General features: G+C 57.1%; 21 protein-coding genes. 20 read left to right on the top strand and 1 reads right to left on the bottom strand.

Annotation, left to right across the window (positions count from 1 at the left end):
* Nucleotides 1–304: 304 nt before the first annotated feature.
* The 10 genes from ACH2DG_RS11840 to ACH2DG_RS11885 all read left to right on the top strand — a co-directional run bounded on the left by ACH2DG_RS11840 (nucleotide 305) and on the right by ACH2DG_RS11885 (nucleotide 3,647).
* Nucleotides 305–562, top strand: a complete 258-nt coding sequence (locus tag ACH2DG_RS11840) for a hypothetical protein (protein WP_377780723.1) — start codon at nucleotides 305–307, stop codon at nucleotides 560–562.
* Nucleotides 555–845 (top strand): hypothetical protein, encoded by a 291-nt coding sequence (locus ACH2DG_RS11845; protein ID WP_395026326.1) that lies wholly within the window; start codon nucleotides 555–557, stop codon nucleotides 843–845. The genes ACH2DG_RS11840 and ACH2DG_RS11845 overlap by 8 nt, the downstream gene beginning before the upstream one ends.
* The gene (locus ACH2DG_RS11850; RefSeq protein WP_395026327.1) at nucleotides 845–1,042 is read left to right on the top strand and encodes a hypothetical protein; all 198 of its coding nucleotides are present in this window, start codon (nucleotides 845–847) and stop codon (nucleotides 1,040–1,042) included. The genes ACH2DG_RS11845 and ACH2DG_RS11850 overlap by 1 nt, the downstream gene beginning before the upstream one ends.
* The gene (locus ACH2DG_RS11855; protein ID WP_395026329.1) at nucleotides 1,032–1,358 is read left to right on the top strand and encodes a hypothetical protein; all 327 of its coding nucleotides are present in this window, start codon (nucleotides 1,032–1,034) and stop codon (nucleotides 1,356–1,358) included. Before ACH2DG_RS11850 ends, ACH2DG_RS11855 begins: the two co-directional genes overlap by 11 nt.
* Before the next feature lies 1 nt (nucleotide 1,359).
* On the top strand, nucleotides 1,360–1,563 hold the full coding sequence (locus ACH2DG_RS11860; RefSeq protein ID WP_395026330.1) for a hypothetical protein: 204 nt from the start codon (nucleotides 1,360–1,362) through the stop codon (nucleotides 1,561–1,563).
* A complete protein-coding gene (locus ACH2DG_RS11865) occupies nucleotides 1,560–1,691 on the top strand; it encodes a hypothetical protein (RefSeq protein WP_395026332.1) in 132 nt (43 codons plus the stop codon). The genes ACH2DG_RS11860 and ACH2DG_RS11865 overlap by 4 nt, the downstream gene beginning before the upstream one ends.
* A complete protein-coding gene (locus ACH2DG_RS11870; protein ID WP_395026333.1) occupies nucleotides 1,688–1,837 on the top strand; it encodes a hypothetical protein in 150 nt (49 codons plus the stop codon). Before ACH2DG_RS11865 ends, ACH2DG_RS11870 begins: the two co-directional genes overlap by 4 nt.
* 115 nt (nucleotides 1,838–1,952) lie before the next feature.
* Nucleotides 1,953–2,735, top strand: a complete 783-nt coding sequence (bet, locus tag ACH2DG_RS11875) for a phage recombination protein Bet (RefSeq protein WP_395026334.1) — start codon at nucleotides 1,953–1,955, stop codon at nucleotides 2,733–2,735.
* Entirely contained in the window at nucleotides 2,692–3,312 is a 621-nt protein-coding gene (locus ACH2DG_RS11880) for a lambda exonuclease family protein (RefSeq protein WP_395026335.1), read from the top strand. The genes bet and ACH2DG_RS11880 overlap by 44 nt, the downstream gene beginning before the upstream one ends.
* A 41-nt stretch (nucleotides 3,313–3,353) precedes the next feature.
* Nucleotides 3,354–3,647 carry a hypothetical protein gene (locus tag ACH2DG_RS11885; RefSeq protein WP_395026336.1) on the top strand — a complete coding sequence of 98 codons (294 nt, stop codon included), beginning with the start codon at nucleotides 3,354–3,356 and terminating at the stop codon, nucleotides 3,645–3,647.
* A 245-nt stretch (nucleotides 3,648–3,892) separates the two neighbouring features.
* Here ACH2DG_RS11885 and ACH2DG_RS11890 read toward each other — a convergent pair whose 3' ends face one another.
* On the bottom strand, nucleotides 3,893–4,150 hold the full coding sequence (locus tag ACH2DG_RS11890) for a hypothetical protein (protein WP_395026337.1): 258 nt from the start codon (nucleotides 4,148–4,150) through the stop codon (nucleotides 3,893–3,895).
* An 84-nt stretch (nucleotides 4,151–4,234) separates the two neighbouring features.
* Between ACH2DG_RS11890 and ACH2DG_RS11895 the strand changes: the two genes are divergently transcribed.
* The 10 genes from ACH2DG_RS11895 (at nucleotide 4,235) to ACH2DG_RS11940 (ending at nucleotide 11,541) form a co-directional block, all read left to right on the top strand.
* Complete coding sequence (locus ACH2DG_RS11895; protein ID WP_395026338.1) at nucleotides 4,235–5,281, top strand: DNA cytosine methyltransferase; 1,047 nt, start codon at nucleotides 4,235–4,237, stop codon at nucleotides 5,279–5,281.
* A gap of 319 nt (nucleotides 5,282–5,600) precedes the next feature.
* Nucleotides 5,601–6,848: a hypothetical protein gene (locus ACH2DG_RS11900; protein ID WP_395026340.1), complete on the top strand. Its 1,248-nt coding sequence runs from the start codon at nucleotides 5,601–5,603 to the stop codon at nucleotides 6,846–6,848.
* Complete coding sequence (locus ACH2DG_RS11905) at nucleotides 6,845–7,360, top strand: DUF1643 domain-containing protein (protein WP_395026341.1); 516 nt, start codon at nucleotides 6,845–6,847, stop codon at nucleotides 7,358–7,360. Before ACH2DG_RS11900 ends, ACH2DG_RS11905 begins: the two co-directional genes overlap by 4 nt.
* Before the next feature lie 9 nt (nucleotides 7,361–7,369).
* On the top strand, nucleotides 7,370–7,912 hold the full coding sequence (locus ACH2DG_RS11910; RefSeq protein ID WP_395026343.1) for a hypothetical protein: 543 nt from the start codon (nucleotides 7,370–7,372) through the stop codon (nucleotides 7,910–7,912).
* A gap of 401 nt (nucleotides 7,913–8,313) precedes the next feature.
* Nucleotides 8,314–8,592: an ASCH domain-containing protein gene (locus ACH2DG_RS11915; RefSeq protein ID WP_395026344.1), complete on the top strand. Its 279-nt coding sequence runs from the start codon at nucleotides 8,314–8,316 to the stop codon at nucleotides 8,590–8,592.
* Nucleotides 8,593–8,753: 161 nt separating this feature from the next.
* On the top strand, nucleotides 8,754–9,392 hold the full coding sequence (locus ACH2DG_RS11920) for a hypothetical protein (protein ID WP_395026345.1): 639 nt from the start codon (nucleotides 8,754–8,756) through the stop codon (nucleotides 9,390–9,392).
* The gene (locus ACH2DG_RS11925; RefSeq protein WP_395026346.1) at nucleotides 9,379–9,843 is read left to right on the top strand and encodes a hypothetical protein; all 465 of its coding nucleotides are present in this window, start codon (nucleotides 9,379–9,381) and stop codon (nucleotides 9,841–9,843) included. The genes ACH2DG_RS11920 and ACH2DG_RS11925 overlap by 14 nt, the downstream gene beginning before the upstream one ends.
* Complete coding sequence (locus ACH2DG_RS11930) at nucleotides 9,840–10,181, top strand: hypothetical protein (RefSeq protein ID WP_395026347.1); 342 nt, start codon at nucleotides 9,840–9,842, stop codon at nucleotides 10,179–10,181. Before ACH2DG_RS11925 ends, ACH2DG_RS11930 begins: the two co-directional genes overlap by 4 nt.
* 105 nt (nucleotides 10,182–10,286) lie before the next feature.
* On the top strand, nucleotides 10,287–10,514 hold the full coding sequence (locus ACH2DG_RS11935) for a DUF4224 domain-containing protein (RefSeq protein WP_395026348.1): 228 nt from the start codon (nucleotides 10,287–10,289) through the stop codon (nucleotides 10,512–10,514).
* Nucleotides 10,507–11,541 (top strand): tyrosine-type recombinase/integrase, encoded by a 1,035-nt coding sequence (locus ACH2DG_RS11940; protein WP_395026349.1) that lies wholly within the window; start codon nucleotides 10,507–10,509, stop codon nucleotides 11,539–11,541. Before ACH2DG_RS11935 ends, ACH2DG_RS11940 begins: the two co-directional genes overlap by 8 nt.
* Nucleotides 11,542–11,719: the final 178 nt, after the last annotated feature.

The following is an 11,719-nucleotide window of genomic DNA, read 5'->3' on the forward strand; positions in this document are numbered from 1 at the left end:
AATCCAAACGTCGCACTGGAACGCAAAGCCGGAGATCAGCACCGGCCACCATCTTCAATTACGGGCAAAAGCGAATGCCGCCTCTGGGTGCCACCGGGGGAGCGCACGGTGCAGCGAGTAGCCCACCCTATTCATAGATGTAGCCAACCCCGGAAAATCTATTCACCAATCTATTCATACTTTCCGCAAGCCTCTGATCAGTAAAGCAATCTGGCTTGGACTATCTATTCACGAAACACACTCCAGCACTACCACGCTGGATTCGCCACCTCCGGGTGGCTTTTTTATTTCTGGGAGCGCGCTCATGAGCGATCGATACAAGTTTGACGACCTGACAAGGGCTCAACAGGCCCTGCTCTCATTTCAAGGCTGGAGGCCAGAGCTGAAAGCCTTCATTCGGCAGCCTGGGCTAAAAACTGTCGAGAAGCTCCTTGCGCGCGGCCAGTTGGAACGGGAGGTCTTGCACGAGGGCTACTACCAAACGACAACCTACAGCGTGCCGCTGGATGTGCATATAGCTTGGTGTGAATACTGCTCAGAAAGAGAGGCAATTCATGAATGACTTGTCCAACCACTACGCACTGAGCCGAGCTCAGGCCCGACGGGATGGTATGGAGCCATCATTCCCAGCCCCATCGCTGACCAGCCCATTCCTGCCGAAGTTCTCTGGTGTAGTGGACACCGCATTCAAGAACTTCGATCCGGGGACGCTTGATGCCATCTGCTGCCAGTTGCTGGCAGGAAACAGCACTGCTGTAGGCGATTTACTGCACGACTACCTGCTGGAGGTCTGCCAAGACGGCGTTGAAGAAGCCTTAGACGAAGAGGCAAGGAGGGACTGGTAATGGAACACATCAATGCGCCCTACCTGCGGGCCTTGGCGAGTGGCCAGCAAGTACTGGTGAAGCCGCCCTATGACGACGAATTCATCCCGCTTTTCGATGCATCCAGCACTGCTCTGGCAGCACTCCTGCGGCCATCCACCATCGTGAATCCAGGAATCTGGGAATTCAAAGTTAAGGGGAATAAAGATGACGAGTGAGAAGCAGAAGCCAACGCCCGAGTCCTGCAATCAAGCTGAGACCACTGACTGGAAAGAGATAGCTCTGGCCTTAGCTCGGCGCGTTAACTTTGCCGTAGCCAACTGCCAATGCAGAAGTGGTTTCCTGATGGACATGGAAACGATGAAGCCCACCGGATGGCGCGAGTACTTGGTTGAGGCCATGGAGATGATCCCGGGTGTAAAAGTAGATCGAGAAATTCTTGCAACTCTCGAGCTACCGCCTTCAAAGCGGAAAAAAGCTCAAGCTGAGATCAAGGCGACTCGCGCCGCTCTCGCCAAACACAAGGAGGTGTGAGATGGGACGCAAATTCAAAGTATGGCTCGATAGTGGCGCAAACATTCACTCTTGCCGCAAACAAATAATCGACTTGGATGACATCGGTGTTGATAGCGACGAGTGGGACGAAATGTCCGATCGCCAAAAAGAAGAATGCATGCGAGACATAGCTTTCGACCGATTGGATTGGGGGTTCACTGAAATCGAAGGAGGCGAATCATGAAGCGCTACTCCATCTCGATCAACGACACCAACCATGAAGGCCTGTTCGCGGACGACTGGCAGGCCTGGAGCTTCGTGCTCTCCCAAGACGACGGCCAACCAATGAAGGTGAGGGTCAAGCAGCTATGAACTACCCAATGCTCACCATGCCCAACCGCCCTCTTTGCCCACTGCCAGGACAGAAGGCCAACCGCTACACCCCGGCGGTAGCAACCGACATCCGCAAGACATTCGACAAGTACCGGCGCCTGATCGCGCTGCAGAACAAACAATGATCTACCAACCATTCCAACTAGGGCGGCCTCGTAAGCCGCCCTTTCTATTTCTACTCGCCACTGCCCTACTGATTGTGTGCGTGGCGCAAGCAAGGCTGGCAAGTTAAGGAGGCATATGAGCAATATTGTAGTGAGCAATGCGCAGACCCTGGCGCAGGCATTGAGCATCCAAGGCGACCCGCACGAGTTGGTGGCCACCCTCAAGGCAACAGCCTTCAAGGGCCAAGTCACCGACGCGCAAATGGCCGCATTGTTGGTAGTCGCAAATCAGTACGGACTAAATCCATGGACCAAGGAAATCTACGCTTTTCCAGACCGCAACAGCGGCATTGTTCCTGTTGTTGGGGTGGATGGCTGGAGCCGGATCATCAACAGCAATCCGCAGTTTGATGGCATGGACTTTACGCAGGACGATGAATCCTGCACTTGCATCATCCATCGCAAAGACCGATCGCACCCGATCAAAGTCACAGAATGGCTAAGCGAGTGCAAGCGACCCGGGCAAGGGCCATGGCAATCCCACCCAAAGCGCATGCTGCGCCACAAGGCCATGATTCAGTGTGCACGCCTTGCCTTCGGCTACACCGGCATCTACGACCAGGATGAGGCTGAGCGAATCAACGAAACGCCCTCCACGGTAGCGTCACCAGCGCCAGAAACGCCACAGGAACTCTTAGACCTGGCACAAGAAGCCGCGAATGGCGGCACTGAGGCTTACAAGATCTACTGGCAATCAACCGCCACACCAGACGAGCGCAAGCTGCTGGCAAAGCACCATGCGGCCTTCAAGAAGATTGCCGAGGCTGTCGACCGCGAGAGCTTGGTTACTGATGTGGAGGCAAAGGAGGTCGACCATGCTGACGATCACAGCAGAGCAGAAGACGCCGGAGTGGTATGAGGCAAGGCTTGGCAAGGCCACAGGTAGCCGATTCGCTGATGTTCTGGCTGGGGGCAAGGGCCTGACCAGAAAGGCGTATGCCACCCAGCTAGCCCTGGAAATCATTTCCGGCAAGGTTGCAGAAGGCTACACCAGCCAAGACATGGAGATCGGCACGGAGCGTGAGCCCATCGCCCGCGCTGAGTATGAGGCCCTGACAGGAAATTTCGTGGAGGAAGTGGGCTTCTGCTTGCACGACACCCTCCCCGCTGGCGTCTCGCCTGATGGACTGATTGATGAGGACGGCGGTGTGGAGATCAAGTGCCCCAAAGCCAAGACCCACGCCGAGTACCTTGAATTGAAACGCGAGCCCTCAGCCTACACCGCCCAGATTCAGGGGTGCATGTGGGTCACAGGCCGCAAATGGTGGGACTTCGTGAGCTACCACCCAGACTTCCCAGAGAACGCACGGTTGATTGTTCGACGCATCCCAAGGGATGAAGCGTTCATTGAGAAGCTTCAACACGCCATTGAGGAGTTTTCCCAAGAGGTGCATCGAACAGTCGATCTGATCCGCAACTACAGAAACGCAGCTTAACCAACACCCTCCGGGAAGGCTGGAGGGAAGAAAGGCAAACCATGACTAGATACGACAACACAAATCGCGGCGTCATGTTCGTGAACGACCGCAAGCAAGATGGCGACCGCAAGCCGGATCGCACTGGCACGCTGAACGTCGATGGCGTTGAGTACTTCATTGATGGATGGATCAAGAAGGCGCAGAACGGCACCTCCTTCCTCAGCCTATCCGTGAAGCGCAAGGACAAGCAACCAGGCGGCAACCACGAACGGCCAGGCCAACACAGCCGTACTGCAGCACCCCAACATACATCACGAGACGACTACAGCGATGACAGCGATGTGCCATTTTGAAGCACGGAGAGTTTGTAGGAATTAGCCGACATCAACATTGGAAAACTCAGCACATATGCGAGTTTTTTGATTTGGCAAACTGCAGTCCATCCAGGATCAATTAACAATTAAACGTTTGTTAATCATGGAGTTAGGTTTCTCAGCCGACCTCATATCACTCCTCCTTTTTCCAGTTCCTGAACTTTCGTGAGAGTCGGCCTTTTTATTCCACACCCCGCACTGCCGGGGTGTTTCTTTTTCCAGCTTCAAGCCTGCAACGGAACCCGAGCCCCATCCTTGGCAACCAGCGCATTGCTCTCTCCGACTACGAGCTTGGCGCCGTGGAACTCGTAGAAGTCATTGCCTTCTAGCGGCTTCAGCCCAACAGTCTTTCTGACCAGAGTTCGGCTTGCATTCAAGTCATCCAGGGCAATTTTGGTCAGTTCAAAGCACTGCGGATAGGCATTGTCATTGGCTTTCCAGTGCTCACGTAGAGCGCCAAGCATCGAGTCATAGAGGGTCATAGCCTTCTAGTCTACCGCCCCCAGTGGGCACCTATTCACAGCCCGCCCGGAGCAATCGAGGGTGGGCTTCTTCTATTTCACCTCATGGCTGCCTACTACAACGAGATAGAGCCGTATGCAGCCCAATGGCTGCGCAATCTCATCGCTGCGGGCCACATAGCCCCAGGTGATGTAGACGAAAGGAGCATTGAAGATGTTCACCCCAACGACCTCAGGCCATACACCCAATGCCACTTCTTCGCAGGCGTTGGTGTTTGGTCCTACGCCCTACGCGCCGCAGGCTGGGCAGATGACCGACCTGTTTGGACTGGTTCCTGTCCTTGCCAACCTTTCTCCGAGGCAGGCCAAGGAGCTGGGTTTGATGACGAGCGGCACCTGTGGCCTCACTTCCACTGGATCATTCAAGAGTGCCGCCCTCCAGCAATCTTTGGAGAGCAGGTTGCGAGCAAGCCTGCAGGGCCTTGGATCGACCTTGTATCCGCAGACTTGGAAGCCATGGACTACGCCGTCGGAGCGTGCGCTTTCCCGTCTTCGGGCGTCGGTGCGCCGCACATCAGAGACAGGCTGTACTGGGTGGCCCACACCGAACACCCTGGACGTGATCGCCCGCAAAGGTCTTCGGCCATCACGGATCGAGACAGGGAGGCAAAGCGGATACCTGACCGAAATCGTTCCGATGGCAGGTTGGCCGACGCCCAACAGCACGATTGTGGACGCCAAGCCGAACCCTCCAATTACCTCGGGCCGAAAGCCGACAGATCCACAAATCAGCACAGCGGACATAGCAGTGCACCTGTGCGGCTGGCCGACTCCGACGACGACCAACAACGGCAAGGGCGAGTTACCGGAAGCGAAAGCGTCTCGGGGCATGAATCCGGGATTGAATCCAGCCGATGCAGCACTGCTGACGGCCTGGAACTGCGATCGAGGCCCGGCCCGGTTAACGGCTTCTGGGCAGATGCTGACTGGATTTTCTGCAGGGATGGCAGATGGCGGCCTGTTGAACCCGGCACACAGCCGCTGGCTCATGGGGCTACCGCCCGAGTGGGACGCCTGCGCGCCTACGGAAATGCGATCAACGCGAAAGCCGCGCAAACCTTCATCGAAGCAGCAATGAGCTGCATCCCATAGATTCCAAGCCCGCCCTGAGCGGGCTTTCTCATTTCTGGAGCCCACCATGGCTGAACCTACCACATCCTCCGCTCCCCTCAAGACTGCCGAGGGGGCTTATCCAGCGCTGCCAGAGCCAGTAGACCAGGTCGCACAAGCAGATGGCTTCAATGTGATTGGCACTGCCGATGTGTTCACAGCCGGGCAGATGCGCGCATACGCAGCCCAGGCAGTGGCCGCACAGCCATCTGGCAATGAGCACAAGGCGCTTGCCGCCCTGCGCTACTACCGCGATGAGTGCTCAGGCTATGAGCCAAGCTTGAGCGTATTCGAGAAGATGGTGGATGAGGCGCTGGCAGCAGCACAGGCGCCCGCAGCAGAGCCATTGCCGCTACTGGTGCGCGACATCGCCCGCGACCTTGGGATCACATCAAACGATGCATGCCAAGCCTTAAAGGGTTTGGGAAATTTCAGTGTGAACTCTGCAGTGACTGCGGATATGGCAAGGAAGCTACGCGAAAGCTTTCCTGAATCTATTGCAGCGCCCGCAGCAGTGGCTGTGCCTGATGCCAAACGGGCTTTGCAGTGGTGCGCCGGCGCATTGCAAGCCATCGGCAATGAACATGACACGGTGCGCATTGCAGAGTTTGGCGAAACCCTGACCGTAGGCCAGGTGCTGGACAAGGCAAACGCCGCCCTTGCCGCCACCCCAGCACTTCCAGCTACCGAGGATTCCTCGGCAGGTGACCCGGCAGATGTGGTGCATGCATCCACCTATGTGCAACCTGTTCCAGACCACTGCGACCGCATTGTTTGGCGCGGACAGTACATCCACTTGCCAATTGCCCAGGCAGAGGTGCAGGCCGAGCCAGGCCGTCTGGGAGACAACATGCAAGTGCGCTGCCGAAAATGCGGGGAGCAGGCCGCGGTCGAATACAACTCCGCCCGGATCGTCACCCACAACCCACATACAGGGAGACCGCGCGACGAGAGAGACATTGCCAGCGATCCTCTTGGAAAACTCATTGTCCGCCCAGGTGCTGCATTGGCTGCAGCTCCATTGGCAGAGGTGCAGACCGAGCCGGTGGCTAGCACAGAGCCTGTGCAAGTCATCGATGGAGGCTGGTACTGGGTGCGCTACTACGGACTGTCCGGCTTAATCGAAGCTCCAGCCCAGTACAACAAAGCCGCGCAAGCGTTCTACAGCGTGTCGTTTTCCGGAATCCCCCATAGGGAGGTGGAAGTAATGTCCGGCATCTCCTCCCGGGCCACAGCACCCCAGGCCCAGCCCGCTGATGCACCCATTGCGTACCTGCAGGAAGCTGACCAGCACCTGCTGCGCCGCTTCATCAAAACAGTAGAGGACGACGATAGCTTCGACATCGGAAAAGACGCTGTAAAGCGGCTGGCCAACCTGGGAGTTGTCGAGAACTGCGGCTTTGGTCGGTACGGGGTGACTATGTTTGGCTATTGGGTTCACGAGCACTTTTGGCACCAAAACCCATCTCTGCCTCTGAAAACCTATGCCGACCGAGACCTGGAGCGCCGCGCCGCCATGGCTGCAGCCCAGGGAGGCGGTGCCCAATGAGTGCCGTTCTCAGCCCTTGCGGCCTCTACCGCTACCGCCTGGAGCGCACCGTCGGCATGGAAGGCCCCGTGTACGCATTCTTCGGCATCAACCCGAGCACCGCAGACGCGAGTGTCGATGACGCCACCGTGCGCAAGTGGATCGGATTTACCAAAGCCTGGGGCGGCAGCCGTTTCATTGTGGGCAATGTCTTTGCGTATCGCGCCACCGATGTGAAGGCCCTGGCCTCTGTCGATGACCCATACGGCGATGAAATCGGCGACCACATCACTGACATCATCACCGAGGCCGACATTCTGGTGCCCTGCTGGGGCAACAGCACCAAGGTTCCGCCCCAGCTGCAGGGTGCTTTCGACATTCTGATGGATGCCCTGGTGTCCTCGGGCAAGCCGGTGATGCACTTCGGCCTGACGAAAAGCGGCGACCCAAAGCACCCATTGATGTTGGGCTACGCCACCCCATTACTACCCTGGGCAGCCCAGGAAGGCGGCAATGCCGCGAGGGGGGAATGATTCATGAACATGCAAATCCACCAAAACCAACTCGCGCCCGAGGCTAACAAATTTCACGTCGGCAATGGATCCGATGGTAAGCACTACTGGCTGACCCCGCCTGACCTGTACGCCCGGCTCGACGCTGAGTTCCACTTCGACTTCGACCCGTGCCCATTCCCAAAGCCCGCAGATTTCGACGGACTGACCTGCGAATGGGGGCAGTCGAACTACGTGAATCCTCCTTTTGGATCAATCATCCACGAAGGCAAGAAGAAAGGCCCTACCGCCTGGGTGCGCAAGTGCATCGAGGAATGGAAGAAGGGCAAGCGCGTGGTGTTGGTGTACCCAATCGACAAGTGGGTGTTGATGCTGATGAAAGCCATCGTTGGCGACGAGGGGCAGGTGCGCAATCTGGGCGATGTTAAGTGGCTGGCCACCGAAGACGAATCCATCGGCAAAGGCACGGGCCGCCACATTGCCTGCTTCATCCTAGAACCCGTCGCCCAGCGCGCCCAGGCGCAGGAGGGCCAGCCCGCCCAGGCCCAACCACAGAAGGACAGCAACCAATGAGTATTCAAGGCAGCAAATTCCGTCCAGTTAGCTGGAGCGACATACACAAACCTGGTGCTCCGATCATAGGTTGGGGCATCTCTCGAAAAGCACCTGGCGAACATCGATACAAGCCGTGTGGCTATCAGGGAGACATCCATCCATTCAAGACGGAGAAGGAAGCTAAAGCAACCTGCGACCGACTGAATCTTGAATCAGCCACACGCGCGAAGGAGGAACGAGATGGGAGAAATAGCTGAAATGATGATTGATGGCACGCTTTGTGAGTGCTGTGGGGCTTACCTCGGCGAATCTCAAGACTTGCGTTCTCGCTGCGTTAACTGCACCGACTTAACGGAAGACCCAACAAATCTACCAAAGCAGAAAACTGCTAAACGGAAGCCCGCCCCCAAGGTGGCACCATGACCACCCTCCACCTCCCTCTCAAGCGGGAATACTTCGAGGCCATCCGCGACTGCACCAAGCCTGAGGAATTCCGGCTGTGCACACCGCACTGGGCCAAGCGCCTGGAAGGCCGCGAGTATGACCAGATCGTGCTGACCCTGGGCTACCCCGCCAGAGACGCCCACGCCCGGCGCCTTGTGCGCCCATGGCGCGGCTTCACGATCAAGACCATCACCCACCAGCACTTCGGCACAGAGCCAGTGCTGGTTTACGCCATCGATGTGAGGGCACCATGATTCGCTTACTTCGCTTCCTCATTACTGGGGATTGGCACCTGCATAAATGGGAAACCATAAGTCACCACAGATGTGTTGACGATTCAGGCTCTGAATGGATCCGCTTTCACTGTCGCTGCACTATCTGCGGCCAGCACAAGAAGTTTGAATGAAAGGTCACCATGACACACAAGACAGAAGCACAGCCAGAAGCGCTGCGGCTGGCTCAATTTTTTGAAAGCCTGACCGAATCAAGCCATCGCTGGTGGGATGGCGTGCCCGTCCATGAGAAGGCAGCCACTGTGCTGCGCGCTCTGGTGACGGAGATCGAGCAGATCAAGGCCGAGCGCGCCTCCCAAACCAACCGCGCCGAGGCAGCCGAGCAGCAAGTCACCTCCCTCACCCAGCGCCTGGACACAGCTAATGCACTGAATACTGAGGCGCGCAACCAGCTGGCCCAGCTATCAGCGCGGCAGGCTGCGCCGGAGGGGTGGCGCCTGGTGCCGGTAGAGCCAGACTCCAACATGAAGCGTGCTGCTCAGAAAGCCTCGATGGATCACAGCCCGCATAGGGAATGGCTAGAAGAAGAGTGGCCGGACGGACTACGTATGTGGAACGGCATGCTCTCAGCCGCCCCTCCCCCACCTGAGCGGAAGCCGCAAAGCCAAGAGTGGCACCACAACAGCAGGGTCGAATCAGCGGCAGGCCTCCGAGATGCACTTTGCCGTATGGGTGTTTATTTGACCATCCCAACCATTCTTCAACTGGTTGACATCACTCGTACGGCACACGGAATAGGAGCCACCAATGACAACCCCTGACCCAAGCCGTGAGGCGTTTGAGCAGTGGCGCAATGAAGACCGGCGCCGCCGAATTCCAGAGATTCGAGACTGGAATGATGAAGAAATCGAAGACCTGTGTAGTTTTTCTTCAGATCGAGAATGGGAAATTTGGCAAGCAGCCGTGGCCCACATGCAGGCTGACCGGGGTGCTGCCCAAAACGGTCCTGAATCACTGCAAACCCGCATGGATGCTGGATCTACGGTGGGGCCTAACCCGGGGTGGCAGTCAATCGAGACTGCGCCCAGCTACACAACCATTTTGGTCTTGGGCACCAGCGGAATGGTGGTGGCATACAAGGATAGCTATGGAGACTGGAAGGCCGACGGCGTAGATGTCACCTATGACATGGCCTACACGGTTCTTCAAATTGGGAAGCTCACGCACTGGGCGCCCCTCCCCGCAGCCCCAAAGCAAGAAGGAAACACATGAAGAAGACAGAACACGAAATGTTGGTACTGGCTGCCAAGGCCGCTGGCATAAGGATCGACCCCATTGATGCCGCGCATGAACCCAAAGATTGGGCGGCTTGGAATCCTCTTGCTGACGACGGCGACGCCCTCGGGCTAGCTGTGAAGCTGCGTCTGACCGTAATGGTGTGGAGCGATGGCGAGTGTGCCAGCGCGGCAAAGACTACGCCGGATGGTGTACCGCCTTCCGTTGCCGGCGGATGGCAAGCTGAATCCACTCGCGCCAATGGCGGCCTGGCCTCAGCTACTCGACGCGCAATTGTTCAAGCTGCAGCAGAGATTGGTGAGTCCATGTCATGACCACCAAACGAGCCCGAAAGTGGGGCGACAAACGCGCACCCTACCGCGAACAAGACGAACCCGAGCCCCGCTCTTGATGCGGGGTTCTTTTTTGGAGGAATGGATATGGCCCTGTTTCTCACCACAGATGAGGTCAAAGAGCTTACTGGCGTCAGAGGCGGAAAGCCTGGGCGCACACGCGAGCAGCGGCAAGCAGACTGCCTGCGCTCTATGAAAATACCGTTTTACCTAAATGCTGTGGGCCGGCCTATCGTGTCGCGTTCAGCTATCGAGGGCACAAAAACAAAGGAGTCGGCCCCGCTCACCTGGGAGCCTGCAATTAGCCATGGTTAGCTCAATGCCAAACTTCCGGGAGCGTAAACAGAAGTCCGGGAAGGTTTACTACTACTTCGACACCGGACAAAAGCCGCGCCGTGAAATCCCGTTAGGCAGCGACTTCCGGGAGGCAGTGAAACGCTGGCTAGAGTTGTCCGCAACAGGTGTCCAGATGCCCGGAGAAACCTTTGCGGATCTGGCAGCCAAGTACGAGGCTGAGATCATCCCTACCAAGGCGAAATCCACGCAGGCCACACTCGCTGGCGACATGAAAAAGCTGCGCGAGTTCTTCTGCAATCCCAGCCCCGCCCCTCTAGAGGCGATCAAACCCAAGCACATCCACCAGCTTTTGCAGTGGGCCAAAGCAACACCAACCACTGCCAACAGGCTAAAGCGCACCTTCTCCCACATGTTCAACATGGCCCGCGCATGGGGCTGGACTGAACGCGAAAACCCAACCAAGGGCATCAAGGGCCTATCAGTCGGAAAGCGCGAGGTCTACATTGATGATCGGGTTTACAAAGCTGTCTACGACAAAGGTGATGAACCACTGCGAGACGCCATGGACTTGGTGTACTTGACCGGGCAGCGCCCTGGCGACGTTCGAAGAATGTCAGATCACGATATTGCAGGCGGCTACCTAGAGGTCAAGCAGAGCAAGACAGCTGTACCTCTTCGCTTTGAGATTGCAGGCGAGCTGGAGGCCCTGCTAGAACGCATTGCAAGCCGCAAAGCAACCCACAAGGTGCATGTGAGCGCACTTCTTGTCAATGAGCGCGGCGCGCCTTTGACGGAAATCACGCTCCGCCGGCGATTTCTAGCTGCTCGCAAAGCCGCAGCAACTGCCGCCAGCGCATCCGGCGATCAGGAATTTTCCAGCGCCATCGAGGCGTTTTGGTTCTATGACCTGCGAGCTAAAGCGGCAGACGACGTTGCCGAAGTACGCGGAGAGCTGGCTGCATCTAAGCAGCTGGGGCACACATCCGTGCAGACCACGAAACGTCACTATCTGCGTCGAGGCACTAAGGTTAAGGCCACAAAGTGAGACAGGAATGCGGGCATAATAACGCCCAGTCATGACGATGGCGATATTGACAAACGCGGAGCGCTCCGCGTTTGTCAATCCATCACCGCCAGCGCAAATAACGAAAATCCGTTATTAATCAAACACCTGCCCGTAGCTCAGTTGGATAGAGCAACAGCCTTCTAAGCTGTGGGTCACT

The organism is Comamonas odontotermitis (genome assembly GCF_040396735.1).
Classification (GTDB): domain Bacteria; phylum Pseudomonadota; class Gammaproteobacteria; order Burkholderiales; family Burkholderiaceae_C; genus Comamonas; species Comamonas odontotermitis_C.

Coding starts and splice junctions, on each gene's coding strand:
- ACH2DG_RS11895 (WP_395026338.1), top strand. CDS start 4,235: ATGGCTGCCTACTACAACGAGATAGAGCCGTATGCAGCCCAATGGCTG.
- bet (WP_395026334.1), top strand. CDS start 1,953: ATGAGCAATATTGTAGTGAGCAATGCGCAGACCCTGGCGCAGGCATTG.
- ACH2DG_RS11870 (WP_395026333.1), top strand. CDS start 1,688: ATGAACTACCCAATGCTCACCATGCCCAACCGCCCTCTTTGCCCACTG.
- ACH2DG_RS11920 (WP_395026345.1), top strand. CDS start 8,754: ATGACACACAAGACAGAAGCACAGCCAGAAGCGCTGCGGCTGGCTCAA.
- ACH2DG_RS11925 (WP_395026346.1), top strand. CDS start 9,379: ATGACAACCCCTGACCCAAGCCGTGAGGCGTTTGAGCAGTGGCGCAAT.
- ACH2DG_RS11935 (WP_395026348.1), top strand. CDS start 10,287: ATGGCCCTGTTTCTCACCACAGATGAGGTCAAAGAGCTTACTGGCGTC.
- ACH2DG_RS11865 (WP_395026332.1), top strand. CDS start 1,560: ATGAAGCGCTACTCCATCTCGATCAACGACACCAACCATGAAGGCCTG.
- ACH2DG_RS11885 (WP_395026336.1), top strand. CDS start 3,354: ATGACTAGATACGACAACACAAATCGCGGCGTCATGTTCGTGAACGAC.
- ACH2DG_RS11915 (WP_395026344.1), top strand. CDS start 8,314: ATGACCACCCTCCACCTCCCTCTCAAGCGGGAATACTTCGAGGCCATC.
- ACH2DG_RS11850 (WP_395026327.1), top strand. CDS start 845: ATGGAACACATCAATGCGCCCTACCTGCGGGCCTTGGCGAGTGGCCAG.
- ACH2DG_RS11940 (WP_395026349.1), top strand. CDS start 10,507: ATGGTTAGCTCAATGCCAAACTTCCGGGAGCGTAAACAGAAGTCCGGG.
- ACH2DG_RS11840 (WP_377780723.1), top strand. CDS start 305: ATGAGCGATCGATACAAGTTTGACGACCTGACAAGGGCTCAACAGGCC.
- ACH2DG_RS11890 (WP_395026337.1), bottom strand. CDS start 4,150: ATGACCCTCTATGACTCGATGCTTGGCGCTCTACGTGAGCACTGGAAA.
- ACH2DG_RS11905 (WP_395026341.1), top strand. CDS start 6,845: ATGAGTGCCGTTCTCAGCCCTTGCGGCCTCTACCGCTACCGCCTGGAG.
- ACH2DG_RS11910 (WP_395026343.1), top strand. CDS start 7,370: ATGCAAATCCACCAAAACCAACTCGCGCCCGAGGCTAACAAATTTCAC.
- ACH2DG_RS11860 (WP_395026330.1), top strand. CDS start 1,360: ATGGGACGCAAATTCAAAGTATGGCTCGATAGTGGCGCAAACATTCAC.
- ACH2DG_RS11855 (WP_395026329.1), top strand. CDS start 1,032: ATGACGAGTGAGAAGCAGAAGCCAACGCCCGAGTCCTGCAATCAAGCT.
- ACH2DG_RS11845 (WP_395026326.1), top strand. CDS start 555: ATGAATGACTTGTCCAACCACTACGCACTGAGCCGAGCTCAGGCCCGA.
- ACH2DG_RS11930 (WP_395026347.1), top strand. CDS start 9,840: ATGAAGAAGACAGAACACGAAATGTTGGTACTGGCTGCCAAGGCCGCT.
- ACH2DG_RS11880 (WP_395026335.1), top strand. CDS start 2,692: ATGCTGACGATCACAGCAGAGCAGAAGACGCCGGAGTGGTATGAGGCA.